Source organism: Rothia sp. HMSC061E04 (assembly GCF_001813685.1).
Lineage (GTDB): Bacteria > Actinomycetota > Actinomycetes > Actinomycetales > Micrococcaceae > Rothia > Rothia mucilaginosa.
On sequence record NZ_KV813701.1, the window covers coordinates 84838 to 103355 of the forward strand.

Genomic DNA, 18518 nt, shown 5'->3' on the forward strand with positions numbered 1-18518 from the left:
CACAATAGAGCGGCGGTACAGAAAGAAGGTACCGTGAACAGCACGCAAGAAATCATTGCCGCCGCAGACGGCTCGGCGCTGGGCAACCCCGGACCGGCGGGCTGGGCATGGTATATCGACGATGACCACTGGGCGAGCGGCGGCTGGGCGCACGGCACCAATAACATGGGTGAGCTCAAAGCTGTCCTGGACCTGTTCGAGGCGACCGCATCCCGCCCGGAGGCGAAGCTGCGCGTGTACTGCGATAGCCAGTACGTCATTAACTCGCTGACCAAGTGGATGTCCGGCTGGAAGAAGAAGGGCTGGAAGAAGTCTGACGGCAAGCCCGTGCTCAACCGCGATCTTCTGGAAGCGCTGGATCAGGCGCTGACTGGCCGCGACTACGAGTTTATTTGGGTGAAGGGCCACGCGGGTCACGAGCTCAACGAGAAGGCGGATTCCCTGGCGAATGGTGCTGCGCGCGCCTATCAGGAGGGCCGCGAACCTGCGCACGGCCCCGGCTTCGGTGCGGCTGCTGAACCTGCTACTGCGGCTGAGCCTGTGGAGGCTCCGGCTGTTGAAGTGCCGATTGTGAACGCTCCGTCCGCAGAACCTGCACTCTCTGACGTTGCCCTCTCTAAGCTGGCGCCCTCCGAGTCTTCCGCGGACGCCCACCTGCCCGTGCAGGAATTCACCGCAGCCGAGATTGAGAACGCCCAGCGAGGCGTGGAGAGCCTGCGCCTGTCCGGTCTGCTGCGCCCCGCCTCCGCGGTGAATGCCCCCGATCCGGAGGTGGTCCGCACCCGCAAGGAACAGCTGGCGCTCGCGGCAGAGCGCGCCGCCGAGCGTGACGCAAAGGCACTGGCGCGCCAGCAGGAAACCGCTCAGCAGGCATCCAGAGCCGCGCAGGCGGAAGAAGAGGATGACCTGACCGGTCTGGAAGAGTTCGCGGGCCTGGACCCGAACGATGTTGACCCGGCGGAACTTCTGGGCGAGACGGAAGAACATGCAGAAGAGCAGGCGGTAGAGCCCGCTCTAGAGCCCGCCGCGGCGCCCGCACAGACCGTAGAGCCCGCTCAGCCTGGTGCGCCTGTCCAGTCTGTTGCGCATACTCAGCCTTCTGTGCCTGCGCCCGTTGCTCCCGCCGCGCCTGCCCCGAACCCCGTTGTCCTGAACCCTGAGGAAGCCGCCGCCGCAGAACAACTACTCGAGAGCCGCGGCTCCGTCATGGAGGCGGCGCAGCTGGAGTCCATGCTGCACGAGCGTCTGGTGTGGGTGACCGCCACCGGCAAGTCGGTGTCCCGCTCCTCGGTGCTGCAGTACCGTGAACGCGCCTTCACCCAGCAGGGTGCCCCGCTCAAGCAGGGTGTGCAGGTGCTGGATTCTTCCAGCGTGCTGGTTATGGCGGCGGTTGCCACCGCGCGCGGTCGCGTGAGCCGTTCGAGCATCTGGCATTACGACGCTGAGCGCGGCCTGTGGCGTCTGCGTTTCCGTCAGGAGACCCCCGCCGCATAAAAGGTTCAATCGCCTGGTTCACGGGCTTCTGAGCTCTCAAAATTTCCGTACAATAAAACCCCGCCGCATCCTCAAATTGCGAGGATGCGGCGGGGTTTTTCTCAATAGATGTTCGCCGCCTTCTGGCGAATCTGGCAGGCGGTGTGCAGTGCGGTCGGGACCTTTTAGCTGCCCGGTCTGCCGTCTGCCTGCGGGTGGGCCTTAGAACCTGTAGCCCTGACCCCTTAGCCGACGAACATGGAGGCGTTAGCCTGCTCGGTGTCTGCGTAGTTTACGCCTGCACGGGTGAGTGCCTCGTTGATCTGGGTGATGGATGCTTCGACCTGGCGCTGGGTTGCGTGCCACTGGTCCAGTACGCCCTGGAAGTTGGCGGATGCGGAGCCGGTCCAGGAGCTCTGCAAATCGTGCAGGGATGCGGTCATACCGTTGACGTCTGCGGTGATGGATGCGACGTAGGATCGTGCCTGTGCGCTCTTGGCTGCGATGACTTCGGAATCGACATTGAACTGTGCCATGGTTTTTCTCCTTTGAGATTAGGTGGGGTGGGGTGGCTGCCCCGTTGTGGCGCTTGGGGTGTGGATCTCTGGAAGGGTTGAGTTCCTGACCGGAAGCTTGTTATCACTATATCTTTCAAAATGTATCAAATGAGCTGAAAAGTGATTATTAAATAAATCTGTGGATAAACCCGCCAGATTCACTCCAGCATCTCGAAAAAATCGAAAACCCTCCCGAAAATGACGCCGCCATGACGCGCGCTAGGTTGCCCACCCCCGCTGTTCTTGAGCCGCGCAGCTTCTCCTAACTCGCGCTCTCTTTACTCGCGCCGCCGCGAGCCATAGTCCCGCCTCCGGGGCACAGCAAAACCCCCGAACCGTAGAACACTCAAGTTCCACAATCCGGGGGTTTATGTATCAGTGCTATTTCATCAGCTAATCATCCGAGACGGGCGGCGGATAGAACGGCAAAGAAATCACGAAGGTAGCGCCGCCACCATCGGTCTCTTCAATGTGAATCCTACCCTCGTGCTGCTCGACAATCGCAGCCACAATGGACAGACCCAGACCCGTACCACCGGTCTCACGCGAACGTGAAGCATCGGTGCGGTAGAAACGCTCGAAGACGCGCTCGCGGTCTTCGCCGTGAATACCGGGGCCGTGGTCGCGCACCTCCAGCACGGACAGCGGGAAGCCGTGAACCTCTTCGCGTACGCCCACCGCAATCTCCAGGGGAGAGCCGTCGGGGGTGTAGCGCATGGCGTTGGTCAGCAGGTTCGCCACAACCTGACGCAGACGTGATTCGTCGCCGAGCACGGTCGCGGAGGTCGGCGCGACCTCTTCGTTCAGACCCACCAGGGACACCGCACGATCGGGTGCCGTAGCGTAGGCGTCGTTCGTAGCGTCCACCGCCAGGTTGAACAGGTCGAAGGGCGCCAGCTTGGATTCGCGGCGCTCATCAATACGCGCCAGGGTCAGCAGGTCTTCCACGAGCTGACCCATACGCTTGGACTCCGATTCGATGCGGCTCATCGCGGTAGCGACGGCCTCATCGGTCGGTAGCGCGCCCTGACGGTACAGCTCCGAGTAGCCTCGAATACTGACCAGCGGGGTGCGTAGCTCATGCGAAGCGTCACCCACGAAGCGGCGCATTTTCGCCTCGCTCTTCTCGCGGGCTTTGAAGAGCATTTCAATCTGGGTGAGCATCGTGTTCAGCGAAACCGCGAGGTTACCGATCTCGTTGCTGGGGTTGTAGTCCTCAATACGTTGAGAGAGGTCACCGGCAGCGATCTTGGCGGCGGTCTGCTCCACGCGAGCTAGCGGCTCGAAGGTGCGGGTCACAATCACCCAGGTCATCGCAATTGCGGAGGCGAGAGTCGCCAAGCCAAACGCGAAGGTCAGCACACCCACGAGGGCGACCACCTGGTTCGTTTGTTTCAGCGGCATGGCAATGATGAGGGAGGCCGCCTCCGGCAATCCTGAAGAGTCGTTGGCTTCAATGGGCACGGCGAGCACACGCCAATCGGAGGAGCTTCCCACCGAGTTGACGGTGACCGCCTCCTCGTTTTGCTTGCGAACCTTCTCTTCGGTCCAGCCCTGCAGCACCGGCTCGCTGAACTGACCGCTGTCCTCGGACTCGAGCGAGTACAGTACGTTGCCGTCCTTATCGAGCAGGTACAGGCGGTAGGTGCTCAGGGATTGTTCCTGATTGCCGGAGGGGCGCACGGTCGCCAGCTGCACGAGTGAGGGGGCGCTGTTCTTCATCTCTTCGTCTAGTTGGTGCACCATCTGGGCGCGCAGTGCGGAAATCGCCACCAGGCTCGTTACCGCAATGGAGAGGGCGATGAGCATGGAGGTGATGAGCACCAGCTGGGTGCGAAGGGAGAGAGACTGGGGGATCCGGTCGAGGGGTTTGAGCGCCACGTTAGCCTCGAGAACCGCGAATCATGTAGCCCACACCGCGCTTGGTGTGGATGAGCGGCTCGTGGTTTTCGCGGTTATTGTCGATCTTGCGGCGCAGGTACGAAATGTAGGACTCGACAATGGAGGAGTCGCCGTTGAAGTCGTACTCCCACACGTGGTCGAGAATCTGCGCCTTGGACAGCACGCGGTTGGCGTTGAGCATCAGGTAGTGCAGCAGGTTGAACTCGGTGGGGGAGAGGTCAATCTCTTCGTCACCGAGGAACACTTCGTGGGTGTCCACGTTCAGGGTGAGGGCGTCAACGCGCAATACGGCGTCGTCCTCCTCCTGGACGCTGCGGCTACGGCGCAGAATGGCGCGGATGCGGGCGATTACCTCGTCGAGGGAGAAGGGCTTGGTGACGTAGTCGTCGCCGCCGGCACCCAGACCGGTCACCTTGTCCTCGGTGGCGTCCTTTGCGGTCAGGAAGAGCACGGGGGTGGTGGTGCCGTTTTCGCGCAGGCGGCGGGTCACCTCGAAGCCGTCCATGCCGGGCATCATGACGTCCAGGACAATGAGGTCGGGTTTTTCGGCGTGCGCCTTTTCGAGGGCTTCGCGGCCGTTGCCGGCGGTAACTACTTCAAAACCGGCGAAACGCAGGGAGGTGGCGAGCAATTCAAGAATGTTGAACTCGTCATCGACGACTAGGAGTTTTGCTTCAGCAGACATACTCTATCTTTCTCTCTGAATGGCAGGCTGTACTGGATAAGTGAATGATGTGTGTGAGCTTGCGGCCCAAATCTTTATGCCCTGTTGCGGCGCATGACCGACAGGATGAGTGCGGCCATGAGTGTAATAAAGGCGACGGGGAGGAGGACCAGCGGAATCTGGCTCATGAGGGCGGGCGGCGCTGCCCCAACCCACTTCATCACGAGCATGGCAACTCCGGTGAGCAGACAGAGCAGGGCGAGAATCGCGCCGCCTGCACCGAGCCAGCGGATGGCTCCGGCGTAGGGCAGGGGTGCAGGGATCTGCTCTGCAGTGTTGTGCTTATCCTGTGCGGGTTCATTACTCATGGATTTAACGGTATCAGCTCACACACAGCTGTTCGTGGGCGAAGCCCCAGATTTAGCGGTTTGAGACCCAAATTCACAGCGTATGTGAAGCTTGGGGGAGCGGCCGCACTGTTTGCGCACGCGAGATGCTTTAATAGGGGTATGTCTGAACAGGTTATTGAACTGCTCCCCGAAACTACGCCCGCTACTGACGCGCCCGCAGAGTCCGTTGTGCCTTCTGCCGCGCCTGAGAGCGCTGACGAGGGTAGCGCTGTACCTGCTGAGACTCAGCCCTCCGTGAACGCTGAGGAACCTGAGATGGCTGAGGCACCTGCTGAAGAATCTACCGCTGAGGAATCTGCCTCCGGGGAATCTGCTGCCGAAGAAACCGCACAGAACGAAGACTCCACCCCCGACCCCTTCACCCCGCTGGATGAAGAGGTGGGCACCCCCTCCCTGGGTGTTCCGCACAAGCTGCGCCGCACCTCCAAGGTGGATGAGATTCTTGCCGCCGCTAAGGACGTAGCGTTGCAGGGTGTGCGAGAGATCGCCCCGGCACACGCTATCGGTCTGGTTCACCATGTGCGCGCCGAGGAAGAGCGTCTGAGCACTCACCTGTTTGAGTGTAGCCTGCCCGGTTACCGCGGCTGGTTCTGGTTTGCGACCCTCTCGCGTGCGCCTCGCTCCCGCGTGGCAACGATCTGCGAGGTGGGCCTGCTACCCGGCGACGATGCACTGATTGCGCCGGATTGGGTGCCGTGGGCTGACCGCGTTCGCCCGGAAGACCTGGAGGAGAACGCCGCGCAGGAGAACGCAGAGTCTGCTGAAACCGCTGAGGCAGAGGAATCTGCTGAGCTTGCAGGGAACAAAGCGGAAGAGAACGAATCTGCCGTGGAAGAAACCGCTGAGGCTGAGTCCGCAGAGTAAGCCTACCGTCTACTCCTCTTAATAAGGGGTGGGTTAGCAAAAGCGTATATATAAAGTGTCTTGAGTCGTCCAATGAGTTTTCATTGGGCGACTCAATGACTTAAGCCGTGGCAAAAGCCGCTGAAAAAGTACATAATAGATTATTGAATAAGTAACGACTTAGGCAGTGCTATCTAAGCACTGTTGCGGTGAAAGCTGGGAGAGATATATGACAGACCTCATCGATACCACAGAGATGTATTTGCGCACCATCCTCGAACTGGAGGAAGAGGGCATCGTCCCCATGCGTGCGCGCATCGCTGAACGACTCGAGCATTCCGGCCCGACCGTTTCCCAGACCGTGGCACGCATGGAGAAGCACGGCCTACTCACCGTTGAGCCGGATCGCCACCTCGAACTGACTGAGGAAGGCCGTCACAAGGCGGTCGAGGTCATGCGTAAGCACCGCCTGGCTGAGCGCCTGCTCTCCGACATTATTGGTCTGGAACTTGAGTACGTGCACGAAGAGGCATGCCGCTGGGAGCACGTCATGAGCGACAAGGTGGAGAAGCGTATCCTGGAGATGCTCAAGGATCCCAAGTTCTCCCCGTACGGTAACGCTATCCCCGGCCTGGAGGATCTGGGACACACTAGCGAGAAGAATGACGAGCGCACCGTGCCCATGTCCCTGGCTGCACGCGACTCCGGTCCCGAGGATCGTTTCACCATTTCTCGCTTCCCCGAGTCTATTCAGACTGACGTTGAGCTGCTGAAGTTGCTGGCTGACGTAGGTATTGTCTACGGCGCTTCGGTGTCCGTGGTTGCTGGCCAGAATGATGACGTGATTGTTCACGCCGATGGTGAAGAGGACACCCTCTCCCTGGATATGGACGTAGCAAACGCAATTGTGGTCAAGCGCGGTGGCAGCCTCTAAGTTCCAGTTTTGAGAGTCTACTAACCCGCTTCACGCTTTAAACGGTGGTACCGCCTTCTTACTTGAGGAGGCGGTACCACCGTTTTTTGTGCTGTTGATTCCCCGGGATCCGGCGCTGTCTTAGATAGTGGACGATTTAGCTCAATAATCGGCGCAAAACGCCGTATATAAGGGAAGAACCGGGCAAAAGCGGAGGAACGCGGCGTATTCGGGTTACAAAAGGTGGACTAAGCGACGTATATCAGTAGTTCAGACTACCCTCACGTGAGCGAGTATATACTCCTCTCTTAACTTTTTGGCAACTGCGCTTGAGTGCATTTTTCGTGTTTTTCGCTTAAATCTGAGGTTGAAATTGAGAGACACGCCGGCTTCTGGGCGAGTGATAGGGGCAAAACCTTAAGAGACGAGGCTCATTTTTAAGAGTTTTGAATCATGTCTTCAAGGGGCGGTAGTGCATTAAAAGCGAATGTGTATCCTTGTGAAACGCCTAGTCAAACGCCTTAAGTTGCTTAAGTGCCCGCAAATAAACGGGGTTCTGGTCGTCCAAACTCGCTCCGTTCCACCGGGGATGAAAGCTCAAAATTTAAGTCTGAATGAGGTGACAACTGGGAGTTTTCTGTGTATTCTCGATTTGTGCCAAAATCCTAATCGTAAGAGGGCACCGTCGAAGTGGTTCCGCTGAGTTCTGCCAACGCTTCGATGTAACGTCTACCCAATATGGCAGAAGCGGGGGACCCAATCCCCAAGCTGGGATACGGCTTCTCAATCGAGAAGCCTCGGGGCTAAGCCACTTCGGTGGCCGAGCGAATCCATGCTCGAGTCCGACAGCTTACCTCGTCAGGCAATGGAGGAATTACCAATGGCTAACAAGATCGTACGTACCGCAGGTGCAACCATCGCAGCAGGCGCACTCCTGCTCGGTTCGACCGTTCCCGCGAACGCATTCGCACAGATCCCCGCTGCAGCTGATCTGTCCTACGATTACACCAACTACGAATTCGACTACACCAGCTACAACACCCCCGCAACCACCTACGTTGCTCCCGCAGCAACCACGGCACCCGCAGTTGAGACCACCTACGTAGCACCCCAGGCTGAGACCCAGCAGGCTTACGTTGCACCCGTTGCAGCTCCGGCACCCGCAGCTTCCACCGGTAACGCATCCCGCGACGCAATCGTTGCAACCGCAATGAGCGGCCTGGGCGGTGCATACGTTTGGGGCGGCAAGACCTTCGGTGCATGGGACTGCTCTGGCTTCACCTCTTGGGTTTTTGCTCAGCACGGCATCAAGCTGACCGCTTTCACCTACGCAATGAAGAACGAGCTGCGCCCGACCGCTAACCCCCAGCCCGGCGACATCGTCTTCCAGAACGGCTACAGCCACGTTGGTATCTACCTGGGCAACGGCAAGATGATCTCCGCTCTAAACCCCACCAACGGTACCCTGGTGCACCCCACCTCCTGGATGTCCGTTGACGGCTACTACACCGCTCTCTAAGTCTTAGCGCATAAGAGCTGGATCTAGCCCAACATACTTCAAAAAGGCGTCTACCTCGCACGGGGTGGGCGCCTTTTGCGTACCCGAGATTTGCGTACCTGAGAGATTCCAAGAAAATACCGCCGAGAGTGCACCTTAATGTGGGCGCATTCTCGGCGGTATGCGTTGAGGCGTATGCGGCTAGGATGCCAGAGCCTGCAGAAGCCTCTGCGGGTCCAGTCCCCACTCGCTGAGCTCAGCATGCAGATTAGCCTGTGCGGGCTCCTCCCAGAGCTGCAGAGCCTCTTCGGAGAGAAAGATGCGCTTGCGACCCAGGATGGAACGCAGGAAGTTCGTACGACCGGTACGGAACGCCTCATCGTCAAAATGGGAGTACTCGCTACGCACCCCGCGCAGGTAGCGACGATAGCGTGCCGAATCAGCCGCCAGGATAGACATATCGGCATCGAGGAAAAACTGAATATCTGCCGGTTCATAGCCCGCCGGTAGGTCGGTAGACTCGGGAAGCTCGTGGGTTGCCGTGGCACGCACCAGAAGGCTCACCATCTGCAGCTCGTGTCCGGTAAGTAGACCCGCGGTGACTAGTGGTGCCAGGGAGGCGCTCGCCAGCTGCTCGCTGCGGCGCTCATCCTTACCCGGTGCGCCCTCATAGACCGCGTCGTGGAACCACGCCGCCAGAATCAACGCCAGGGGAGTAGAACCTGCCTGCGCGCGATGTGCGTAGAGGTGGTCCAGGTCGGTGAGCATCTGCGAAAGGTGCCCGCTGTGGTGGTAGGCGCGGTGCGGTTGCTCCCACGCCTGCAGCAGGCTCTCACCCAGTTCCGCCACCTGCGCCGTGAGTTGAGCTTGGTTCACGGCAGGGGCCTCCACATGCTTGAGGCGGGGTGTATTAAGGCGGGGCGCAAACGCCGCCTCCCAGGCGCGAAGCAGACGCGGGCGAATCTTTTCCGGGCGTTCCTTCAGGGGAATCCGTAGACCGCTGGCAATGAGCGTGCGAGTCAGCTGTGCACCGCTGAGCTCCTTTGCGCCCGCCCGAACCAGCTCATCGTAGAGGTGCGCCGGAACATCATAGTGGTCGCGGTCGAAGGCACGCTCACTGATGCCCGCCGCTGCGGCGAACTCGTGCAGTTCCGCCAGGGACACATCGGAGATGAGGTGTGAGAAGACGGTGCCGTGCGCGGGCCAGGTGGGTGGGTCAATGTAGATGCTCATTCGTATATTGTAGGAGCGGTTCTGCCGCCGGGTGCGGGTGTCTTCGGGCGGTGAACACAGGGCGGTGGACAAGGGCTGTGCTGACCTGCGGTGCGGAGTGCTTTATACTGGATAGGTACGCCCTCGTAGCTCAGGGGATAGAGCACTTCTCTCCTAAAGAAGGTGTCGGACGTTCGAATCGTCTCGGGGGCACACAGAACCGGCATTCACGCCGGTACGAGAAACCGCTCGTCGCTTGCATTAGTAGGCGCGGGCGGTTTCTCTGTTTCTGCACGTAACGAGTACTCAAGAAAACACGTTGTTATAGCTGAGACAGGTCAATCTTGCCCATCAGCAGGATCTTCTCGCGAGCGGCCTTATCCGTCATCAGCTCAGCAATATTATGCGGGACAACCTGCCAAGAAATACCCCAGCGATCTACACACCAGCCGCAACGCTCCGCCTCAGGTATAGCCGAGAGCTGCTCCCAATAGTAATCAACCTCCTCCTGAGTACGGCACGAAAGAACTACCGAAACCCCCGGCGTGAATGTGAAATCGTGGAAAGTGCCGGAATCAGCAGCCGCCATCCAGGTGCCGTGCAGGTTGAAGTCGGTAAACATGACCGCATCTGCCTCAAAGGGGCTACCTTCCGGATAGTGGTACAGGGTGCCGCAGCGGGCATCATCAAACATGGAAATCCAGCCGTTGGTGGCTTCTTCTGCATTGCCGTGATTCGTGCCGCCAAACATGAAAGAAGGCACGACGAAGGGTCGCGGGTCGCCTGCAGGATTGGTAAGCATCAGCTGCCAGGTCATACCGAAACGATCACGCACCCAGGCGTAGCGTGGGGAGAAAGGATACTCACCCAGTTCCATCAGCACACCGCCGGTACTTAGCTCTTCGTAGAGTTCATCGAGGTATGCTCGCGCTTGCGCCTCACCACCGAAGAGGAGCGGGTCAAAGTTTAGGATGCAACTGATGGACTGGTTCGGGACGTACCGGTCATCACCGTTAATGAGCGAGAGCTGGAAGCCGTGGATGCTTAGAGTCGTGAGTCCGGGCATCTGTTCCATGATGGAAGCATCGCGAAAAACCCTGGTATAGAACTGTGCCGCTTCGTCGGCTGAGCCATTGCACCATAGGGCTATTGAGAGGCTCGGAGATAAGGTCTGGGTCATGCGGTCATCCTAGCATGACTATTCTGTGCCACCGGGGTGCCGTTGCCGATTTAGGTTGTGAGGCTGATTGACTGAACGGGTGGGAGCCGCGGAGTAAATGCGGTAGCATGGAATATCGAACGTGTATTCTAGGCAGCGAGGTAGATGATGAGTGACAAGCCCGAACAGCAGAAGCAGCCCTTCATCGAACAGGACGGCCTGTTCGCCGCCGAACTCGTCACCCCCGCAGTACCGGTAGCAGATGATGAGCCGCCCTTCGACCCCTACTACGACGTACCCCCTGCCGAGGACGACTACTACGCCCCTCCCATGGACGCCGCAGTGATGGATGCTCCGGTGATGGAGGCGCCTGCACAGGACGTACCCGCCGCCCTGCCTACCGGCATGCCCGCCTACGGTACCCCTGCTACCAGCGCCCCTGCTACCAGTGCGCCCGTTCCTGAACCCGGCGCACCCGCAGCCTTCACCGCAGCAGACCCGCTCGGCGACTTCATGCCGCCCGCCTACCGCGTCGGCGGCTACGGCGAGGACTTCGACCCCGCCGACCCCTACGGCGAACGCGCCCACAGTCTCAACGCTGTGGACCCCGGCTCCCTCACCGTCGGGCTCAATGAACGCCAGGAAGAGGCCGTACTGCACTCCGGCTCGCCTCTGCTCATTGTCGCGGGCGCTGGCTCCGGCAAGACCCGCGTGCTCACCCACCGCATCGCCTACCTGCTCGCAACCCACCGCGCGACCCCCGGCCAGATTCTCGCCATCACCTTCACCAACAAGGCTGCCGCCGAAATGCGTGAACGTATTGAGGCACTGGTTGGCCCGCGCGCCAAGCACATGTGGATCTCGACTTTCCACAGCTTCTGCGTGCGTGTGCTGCGCCGTGAGGCCGCCGCCCTGGGCTTGAAGTCCACCTTCACCATCTACGATTCGACCGATTCGCAGCGCCTGCTGAGCCTCATCATTAAAGAGCTCAACCTAGACACCAAAAAGTTCACCGCCAAGGCAGTGGGTAACCGCATTTCTGCGCTGAAGAACGAGCTGGTCAGCGCCGAAGCATACGCATTCCGCGTGGCGATCGATAACCCGTACGAGAAGACTATCTCGCAGATTTACACCGTTTACACGCAGCGTCTGCGCGCCGCCAACTCCCTCGACTTTGACGATCTGATTGGCCGCACCGTCTTCTTGCTCAAGAAGTTCCCCGAAATCGCGAACTACTACCGCCGTAAGTTCCGCCACATCCTCGTGGACGAGTACCAGGACACCAACCACGCCCAGTACCAGCTCGTGCGTGAACTGGTCGGCGCCCACACGAAGGCCCCGGCTGACCGCGGCCCCTACCCGGACGCCGTGCCCCCTGCCGAGCTGACCGTGGTGGGTGACTCCGACCAGTCCATCTACGCCTTCCGCGGCGCTGATATCCGCAATATTACGGACTTCGAGAAGGACTACCCGAACGCCCACACGATTCTGCTGGAGCAGAACTACCGTTCCACGCAGAACATCCTCTCCGCGGCGAACGCGGTCATTGAACGCAACTCCGACCGTCGCCCCAAGAAGCTGTGGACCGCCTCCGGCGCGGGCGCGAAAATCATCGGTTACGTCGCCGAGTCTGAGCACGCCGAGGCACGCTACATCACCCGCGAAATTGACCGCCTTGCCGATGAGCACGGCGTGCAGCCCGGTGACGTCGCAATCTTCTACCGCACCAACGCGCAGTCCCGAACCCTCGAGGACATGCTCATGCGTGCCGGCCTGCCCTACCGCGTGGTCGGTGGCACCCGCTTCTACGAGCGTAAGGAAATCAAGGACGCCCTGGCGTACCTGCGCGCCCTGAGCAACCCCGATGACGACGTGAACGTGCGCCGCATCCTCAACGAACCCAAGCGCGGTATCGGTGCCAAATCTGAGTCCGTGGTGGCGGAGTACGCGAGTGCGAACCGCATCTCCTTCTACGCCGCCGCACGCCAGGCAGCCGACATCCCCGGCCTGGGCGCCGCCGCGGTCAAGAAGTACGCCGAGTTTGTGCGCCTCATGGACGACCTGGCGCAGATTGCCCGCACCGAACCCGCCGCAACCTGCCTGGAAGCGGTCCTGGAGCAGACCGGGTACCTGGCGGCTCTGCGCGCCTCCAAGGATATTCAGGACGAATCGCGCGTGGAGAACCTCTCCGAGCTACTTGACGCCATGGTCGAGTTCGAGACCGAGAACCCCGGCGCCGACCTGGAGCAGTTCCTCGAACACGTGGCTCTGGTCGCTGATGCCGACTCAATCCCGAACCGCCCCGCCAGTGCGGAGGGCGAGAACGCCTCCGCCGCACAGATTGCCGCCGAAGCCGCCGAGGCGAAGGCACAGGGCATGGTCACCCTCATGACCCTGCACACCGCCAAGGGTCTGGAGTTCCCCGTGGTGTTCCTGACCGGCATGGAGCACGGCCTGTTCCCGCATCAGCGTGCCCTGACCGATGAGAAGGAAATGAGCGAGGAACGCCGCCTGGCGTACGTGGGTCTGACCCGCGCCATGGAGCGCCTGTACCTGACCCGCTCGGAAACCCGCACCATGTGGGGTAAGAGCCAGTTCAACCCGCCCTCGCCCTTCCTAGAGGAAATTCCGGAGGAGCTCATCGAGTGGAAACGCACCGCCGGTTTCTCGGGTTTTGGCGCCTCCGGTATGGGTGCGTATGGCGCTCGCGGCAGTTCCTATGGCGGCAGCTCCTACGGCAACTCGTACGGTGGCGGCTATTCGGGTGGTTCCCGTTCCGGCTACGGTTCCGGCGGCTACTCGGGTGGTTACAGCTCGGGCGGCTATGGCTCGAGCGGGTACAGTTCCGGTGGCTCGCGCGGCTCATACGACCCCTACGAGTCTCGCCCCGCACGCCGCTCCGAGCCGTCCACCGCGGATATTAACGGCTCGGCAAGCTACGGGCTGGCGGCGGCCACCTCGAAGGTGACGAACCGTTCCCGCGTGCACCAGAGTAAGGAAATCCCGACTCTGGCGGTCGGCGATACCGTGCGCCACACCAAGTTCGGTGAGGGCCGCGTACTCGCTGTTGAGGGTAGCGGCGATAAGACCGTGGCGAAGGTTCGCTTCGGCTCGGAGGAGAAGCGCCTGCTGCTGCGTTACGCGCCGCTGGAGAAAGTGAGCTAACGCGTCAGGGGCGAGAACCTGACAACGCCGGTGGAGGGGCGGGTATCTGAGGGTGCCCGCCCCGCTTTTGTGCGCCGTGTCGGGCGTGTTGTCCGCCTGCGGAGAAGGGCGCGGGGATGCTTCGGCGCTGGGCGGTAAAGGTTGCGTGTTCGCCGGTATTTCGCGGCGAATGAGGGTGCCCGGAGACGGGCGTATCTTCCGGTATGTGACCTTTGGGTGAAACCTACCCAAAATATTTGTGAGCTGAGTCGCTAAAATCTCAGATTTGGGGTTCCGTGAGTGCGAGCTCATGCCGAATCCGATAGAGTAGAGACGAGAGAAATTCCCCGCGTCAATGATGCGTGTGCGCCGGGTGCGAGAGACCCCTATCGCACCGTAACGGGCACACGGGGGAACCTCCTCTAATGACCAGGCCGAGTGCACCAGTACTCGGCACCACTTCGAAGAAGAAGGACACCTGTGGACCTTTTCGAATACCAGGCGCGCGATCTCTTCGCAAAGCACGGCGTACCCGTGCTCAAGGGCATTGTTGCGACCACCCCTGAAGAAGCAAAGGCAGCAGCTGAGGAAATTGGCGGCCTGACCGTCATTAAGGCTCAGGTTAAGACCGGCGGCCGCGGTAAGGCTGGCGGCGTTAAGCTCGCAAAGTCCCCCGAAGAAGCTTACGAGCACGCTAAGGCAATTCTCGGCATGAACATTAAGGGCCACACCGTTCACCGCGTGCTGGTCGCTGACGGCGCAGACATCGCCGAAGAATACTACTTCTCCCTCCTGCTGGACCGTGCAAACCGCTCCTACCTGGCAATGTGCTCGGTAGAAGGCGGTATGGAAATTGAGCAGCTCGCTGCTGAGCGCCCCGAGGCACTGGCAAAGATCGAGGTTGACCCGCTGGTCGGCCTGGACCAGGCTAAGGCTGAGGAAATTGCTAAGGCAGCAGGTTTCTCCGCAGAACTGCAGGAGAAGGTTGTTCCCGTTCTCGTCAAGCTGGGCGAAGTCTACACCAAGGAAGACGCAACCCTGGTTGAGGTTAACCCCCTCGTTCTGACCCCCGAGGGTACCATCCTCGCCCTGGACGGCAAGGTCTCCCTGGACGACAACGCAGAATTCCGCCAGCCCGAGCACGAGGCTCTCGTGGACAAGTCCGCTGAGAACCCGCTGGAAGCTAAGGCAAAGCAGTTCGACCTGAACTACGTGAAGCTGGACGGCGAGGTCGGCATCGTTGGTAACGGTGCAGGTCTGGTTATGTCCACCCTGGACGTCGTTGCATACGCTGGTGAGAACCACGGCAACGTCAAGCCCGCAAACTTCCTTGATATTGGTGGCGGCGCGTCCGCTGAGGTTATGGCTGCCGGCCTGGAAATCATTCTGGGCGACGAGCAGGTCAAGAGCGTTTTCGTGAACGTCTTCGGCGGCATCACCGCATGTGACGCAGTGGCAGACGGCATTGTGAAGGCTCTGGAGATTCTGGGCGACGCAGCAACCAAGCCCCTGGTTGTGCGCCTGGACGGCAACAACGTTGCTGAGGGTCGCCGCATCCTCTCCGAGGCGAACCACCCGCTGGTTGTTCTGGCTGAGACCATGGACTCCGGCGCTGACAAGGCAGCAGAGCTCGCTCACAAGGCGTAATCGCCAGCAAAGGATTTCAAGGAAGTAATATGTCTATCTTTGTGAACAAGGACTCCAAGGTCATCGTTCAGGGCATCACCGGTGGCGAGGGTACCAAGCACACCGCACGCATGCTCGCAGCAGGCACCAACATTGTGGGCGGCGTGAACGCTCGCAAGGCTGGCACCACCGTCACCCACAAGGCGAAGGATGGCTCCGATATTGAGCTGAATGTGTACGGTTCCGTAGCTGAGGCTATTGAGAAGACCGGCGCGAACGTCTCCATCGTCTTCGTTCCCCCGGCTTTCACTAAGGCAGCAGTTCTCGAGGCTATCGAGGCTAAGATTGGTCTCGTTGTCGTCATCACCGAGGGCGTTCCGGTTCAGGACTCTGCAGAGTTCTGGGCAGCGGCTAAGGCATCCGTGGACGAGAACGGCAAGCAGATCACCCGCATCATCGGCCCCAACTGCCCCGGCATCATCTCCCCTGAGGAGTGCCTGGTTGGTATTATCCCGGCGAACATCACCGGTAAGGGCAAGATTGGTCTGGTCTCCAAGTCCGGTACCCTGACCTACCAGCTGATGTACGAACTGTCCGACATTGGTTTCACCACCGCTATCGGTATTGGTGGCGACCCGATCATCGGCACCACCCACATCGACGCTCTGGAAGCTTTCGAAGCTGACCCCGAGACCGAAGCAATCGTCATGATTGGTGAGATCGGTGGTGATGCTGAGGAGCGTGCTGCAGAGTACATCAAGGCGAACGTGACCAAGCCCGTCGTTGGTTACATCGCAGGCTTCACCGCTCCTGAGGGCAAGACCATGGGCCATGCAGGCGCTATTGTCTCCGGTTCCTCCGGTACCGCTCAGGCGAAGAAGGAAGCTCTGGAAGCAGCAGGCGTGAAGGTCGGTAAGACCCCCTCCGAGGCTGCAAACCTGATGCGCGAAATCTTCGCTAACAAGTAGGCAACTGTCTGTTCTAACTAGCAGTAAGGCCCCCAATCTCTTGAGGTTGGGGGCCTTACTGCTATATCTCAGCAAGGCTACATCAGCGATTTAGCTTCCGTTAGATCACTAAAACCCTTATAACTGTAGGTAAAGCTCGAAATATTGCCAGAAATGTAGTTTTTGCAACCGGTTGAAGTTGTGGTGTATGTGCCCCCTGTGCCAGTAGAGTTAGAAAATGAAACTGACCAAACAGGTGCTGAATAGATACCTTCATCAAAGGTAAAACTCTGGGTACTGGTTGAACCAGTAGCAGTATAGTTCCAGCCATTTGTGGGGGTGTAGTTTACACTGGTGGTATATGCAGTAGGATCGTGGTAGCCGGTGGGCATAGCATCAGCAGCAGGTTGCTTGTAGTCTTCGACATAGATAGTGAAAGCTGAAGAAGTTACGGTCTCATTGGGGGCGAGAACTGTAATCTCGAGCTGAGTGCTGTTCAAATCCCAGTAAGCGCCTGTGGCAGAAGTAGTTTCGGCTTCACCCCAGAAGAAGTAGGTACTGCCGCCCTGCATCATGGCCTGGGGGTCACCGCAGATAGAAGCTGCGTAGGCGGGAATCACGGAGGTGGCAACCACTGCGGGGGTTGCCCAGGCTGTGCCCTTAACGAGTGTGCGGCGGGGAGTGTAGTAGACACAGGTATCCTCTAATATCTAAGTATTGTGCTTGTGAAACCCTGTTAGTCTATCGAGAAATCCCTGTTCCTCCTCCGCGTCTGTAGCACAAAACTCACATGAATAGAGCAATAGCTGTCCAGTAAATTGATACGGGAGGGCTCTGGCTTAGATTTGTGCCTGGCCGGGCTGCCGTGCTATCGACTAGCCCGGGGCAGAACAATACAGATACTTAGATATGAGTATCGGCCAGAATTCTAATCATATTCATCTATCGGGGTGTACTGCCATGCTCCGTCAAAGGTGCCGGAAGCACCGTTATCTGTCGTCCAGGTACCCATGTAGCGGGCATGGTAATAGTCGCGGGCAGCTGTTGATACAGGGATGCAAGAATCCGTGAGATAGGAGGTGACGGCTAAGTTACTTCCAGGCCAAGCAATGGTTTGTGAAGAAGCGGTTGTCTCGGTCATTGAACTAGCCCAGGTGAAAGTAAAAATATCCAAGGCCACCCCCCCATTGATGGTTTGATTACGCTGTACCCCCGAGTACACCCAGTTAGCGTTTTGACTGGTGAAGTAGTCGATAGTTCCGGCAGAAAGGCAATCTGAAAACGGAAATTATTAGACAGCGTCACGGTGGTCTGCGGCGCTACAGGGTTCTCGGGGACGATGGTGAACCCGTTAGGGCCCGGTGCTTCCTTGTAGTAGGAGGTGACCCTATTTGTATAGATCCTTGCATAGCCGCTGTTGCAGTTTTTGTACGTGTACTTCGGCCTACGTACCAGGTTGCATTGAAGACGTAGGACTGTGAGGCGGCATAGGTGGGGATGGCGGTGGTTGCCAGCACGGCGGGGGCTGCCCAGGCAGAGCCTTTTGCAAGTCTGCGGCAGAAATGGTGGTCATCGGGGATTCCTAGGGTGAAGGAGTGTGTAGCGTGAGCGGGGAGCTAGTAACACATTAGGGCGTATGAGTTATTAAAAATAGCCAAGAAGTGCATTTTCCCCTGTATTTTTAAGGATTCCCCTGGGTTTTAGCGCCCTAATGGCGCATTTAATCAATATAAACGTGTTGTTAAATTTTAGTTTCTAGGGTTCTTGAAGCGGGTGCGAAGTCGATGATGCTCTCTAGCGGAGCGTGCTGAGATAGTGCTTTCGGTCAGAAAGAAAGCCCCTGTCGCGCTGAGCGACAGGGGCTGAGATTACGCAAAGTTGGTGCGCTGGATGAGAGATATGTCCTCGAAGCTTCGCCCGTTATCCAGGGTGGCGCTGAAAATGTAGCCGCCGTAGACGTAGTTGTTGGTACTGCGCGGCCTGATTCGTGACGCGAATCGCAGCGCTATTTTGGTGCCGGGCCAGGTTGCAGATGACTTTTCTTCGACAACCTTATTGGTGAGCGGGCCGGTAAAGGTCATCCGGTAGACGTTGAATCCCGACGTGCTGAATTCTACTCCATCGATCGTCGGTAGCGTAGGAAGGTCGACCCGGGTGGGGGCTGTCCAGG

At 59.1% G+C, this 18518-nt stretch carries 15 protein-coding genes, 1 tRNA gene and 1 riboswitch; of the genes, 8 read left to right on the forward strand and 8 right to left on the reverse strand.

Features of this window, described 5'->3' with window-relative positions; all coding sequences use genetic code 11:
• The first annotated feature begins 33 nt into the window (after nt 1-33).
• Nucleotides 34-1494, forward strand: coding sequence for an RNase H family protein (locus tag HMPREF2927_RS09390; RefSeq protein WP_070686029.1), 1461 nt, complete (start codon nt 34-36; stop codon nt 1492-1494).
• Nucleotides 1495-1718: 224 nt separating this feature from the next.
• Here the strand turns inward: HMPREF2927_RS09390 and HMPREF2927_RS04880 are convergent, their stop codons facing one another.
• The 4 genes from HMPREF2927_RS04880 to HMPREF2927_RS04895 form a co-directional block, all read right to left on the reverse strand.
• On the reverse strand, nt 1719-2009 hold the full coding sequence (locus tag HMPREF2927_RS04880; protein WP_005504526.1) for a WXG100 family type VII secretion target: 291 nt from the start codon (nt 2007-2009) through the stop codon (nt 1719-1721).
• Nucleotides 2010-2423: 414 nt separating this feature from the next.
• On the reverse strand, nt 2424-3911 hold the full coding sequence (locus tag HMPREF2927_RS04885; protein ID WP_070686031.1) for a sensor histidine kinase: 1488 nt from the start codon (nt 3909-3911) through the stop codon (nt 2424-2426).
• 1 nt (nt 3912) lies between these two features.
• Entirely contained in the window at nt 3913-4617 is a 705-nt protein-coding gene (locus tag HMPREF2927_RS04890) for a response regulator transcription factor (RefSeq protein ID WP_070686033.1), read from the reverse strand.
• Nucleotides 4618-4691: 74 nt separating this feature from the next.
• Complete coding sequence (locus HMPREF2927_RS04895) at nt 4692-4964, reverse strand: hypothetical protein (protein ID WP_070686034.1); 273 nt, start codon at nt 4962-4964, stop codon at nt 4692-4694.
• 141 nt (nt 4965-5105) lie between these two features.
• On the opposite strand from HMPREF2927_RS04895, the gene HMPREF2927_RS04900 reads away from it, so the two are divergent.
• The 3 genes from HMPREF2927_RS04900 (at nt 5106) to HMPREF2927_RS04910 (ending at nt 8281) form a co-directional block, all read left to right on the forward strand.
• Entirely contained in the window at nt 5106-5870 is a 765-nt protein-coding gene (locus HMPREF2927_RS04900) for a DUF3027 domain-containing protein (protein ID WP_070686035.1), read from the forward strand.
• Between the two features lie 208 nt (nt 5871-6078).
• Nucleotides 6079-6783: an iron-dependent transcriptional repressor DtxR gene (locus HMPREF2927_RS04905; protein ID WP_070686037.1), complete on the forward strand. Its 705-nt coding sequence runs from the start codon at nt 6079-6081 to the stop codon at nt 6781-6783.
• Nucleotides 6784-7482: 699 nt separating this feature from the next.
• Nucleotides 7483-7642, forward strand: a riboswitch (cyclic di-AMP (ydaO/yuaA leader).
• Nucleotides 7643-8281: a C40 family peptidase gene (locus HMPREF2927_RS04910; protein ID WP_070686039.1), complete on the forward strand. Its 639-nt coding sequence runs from the start codon at nt 7643-7645 to the stop codon at nt 8279-8281.
• 180 nt (nt 8282-8461) lie between these two features.
• On the opposite strand, the gene HMPREF2927_RS04915 is transcribed toward HMPREF2927_RS04910, so the two are convergent.
• Nucleotides 8462-9493 carry a DUF4031 domain-containing protein gene (locus HMPREF2927_RS04915; protein ID WP_070686041.1) on the reverse strand — a complete coding sequence of 344 codons (1032 nt, stop codon included), beginning with the start codon at nt 9491-9493 and terminating at the stop codon, nt 8462-8464.
• A gap of 119 nt (nt 9494-9612) precedes the next feature.
• On the opposite strand from HMPREF2927_RS04915, the gene HMPREF2927_RS04920 reads away from it, so the two are divergent.
• Nucleotides 9613-9685 (forward strand) — tRNA-Arg (locus tag HMPREF2927_RS04920).
• Nucleotides 9686-9794: 109 nt separating this feature from the next.
• Here the strand turns inward: HMPREF2927_RS04920 and HMPREF2927_RS04925 are convergent.
• Entirely contained in the window at nt 9795-10652 is an 858-nt protein-coding gene (locus tag HMPREF2927_RS04925) for a VOC family protein (RefSeq protein ID WP_070686049.1), read from the reverse strand.
• 144 nt (nt 10653-10796) lie between these two features.
• Here HMPREF2927_RS04925 and HMPREF2927_RS04930 point away from each other — a divergent pair, with 144 nt between their 5' ends.
• The 3 genes from HMPREF2927_RS04930 (at nt 10797) to sucD (ending at nt 16369) form a co-directional block, all read left to right on the forward strand.
• Nucleotides 10797-13796: a UvrD-helicase domain-containing protein gene (locus HMPREF2927_RS04930; RefSeq protein ID WP_070686052.1), complete on the forward strand. Its 3000-nt coding sequence runs from the start codon at nt 10797-10799 to the stop codon at nt 13794-13796.
• Nucleotides 13797-14255: 459 nt separating this feature from the next.
• Complete coding sequence (gene sucC, locus HMPREF2927_RS04935) at nt 14256-15422, forward strand: ADP-forming succinate--CoA ligase subunit beta (RefSeq protein ID WP_070686054.1); 1167 nt, start codon at nt 14256-14258, stop codon at nt 15420-15422.
• Between the two features lie 29 nt (nt 15423-15451).
• A complete protein-coding gene (gene sucD / locus HMPREF2927_RS04940) occupies nt 15452-16369 on the forward strand; it encodes a succinate--CoA ligase subunit alpha (RefSeq protein WP_070686056.1) in 918 nt (305 codons plus the stop codon).
• Between the two features lie 77 nt (nt 16370-16446).
• Here sucD and HMPREF2927_RS09030 read toward each other — a convergent pair whose 3' ends face one another.
• The gene (locus HMPREF2927_RS09030) at nt 16447-16968 is read right to left on the reverse strand and encodes a hypothetical protein (RefSeq protein ID WP_168165223.1); all 522 of its coding nucleotides are present in this window, start codon (nt 16966-16968) and stop codon (nt 16447-16449) included.
• A gap of 1248 nt (nt 16969-18216) precedes the next feature.
• Nucleotides 18217-18518 (reverse strand): hypothetical protein (locus HMPREF2927_RS04945; RefSeq protein WP_168165224.1); only part of this gene is annotated, 302 nt, incomplete at its 5' end.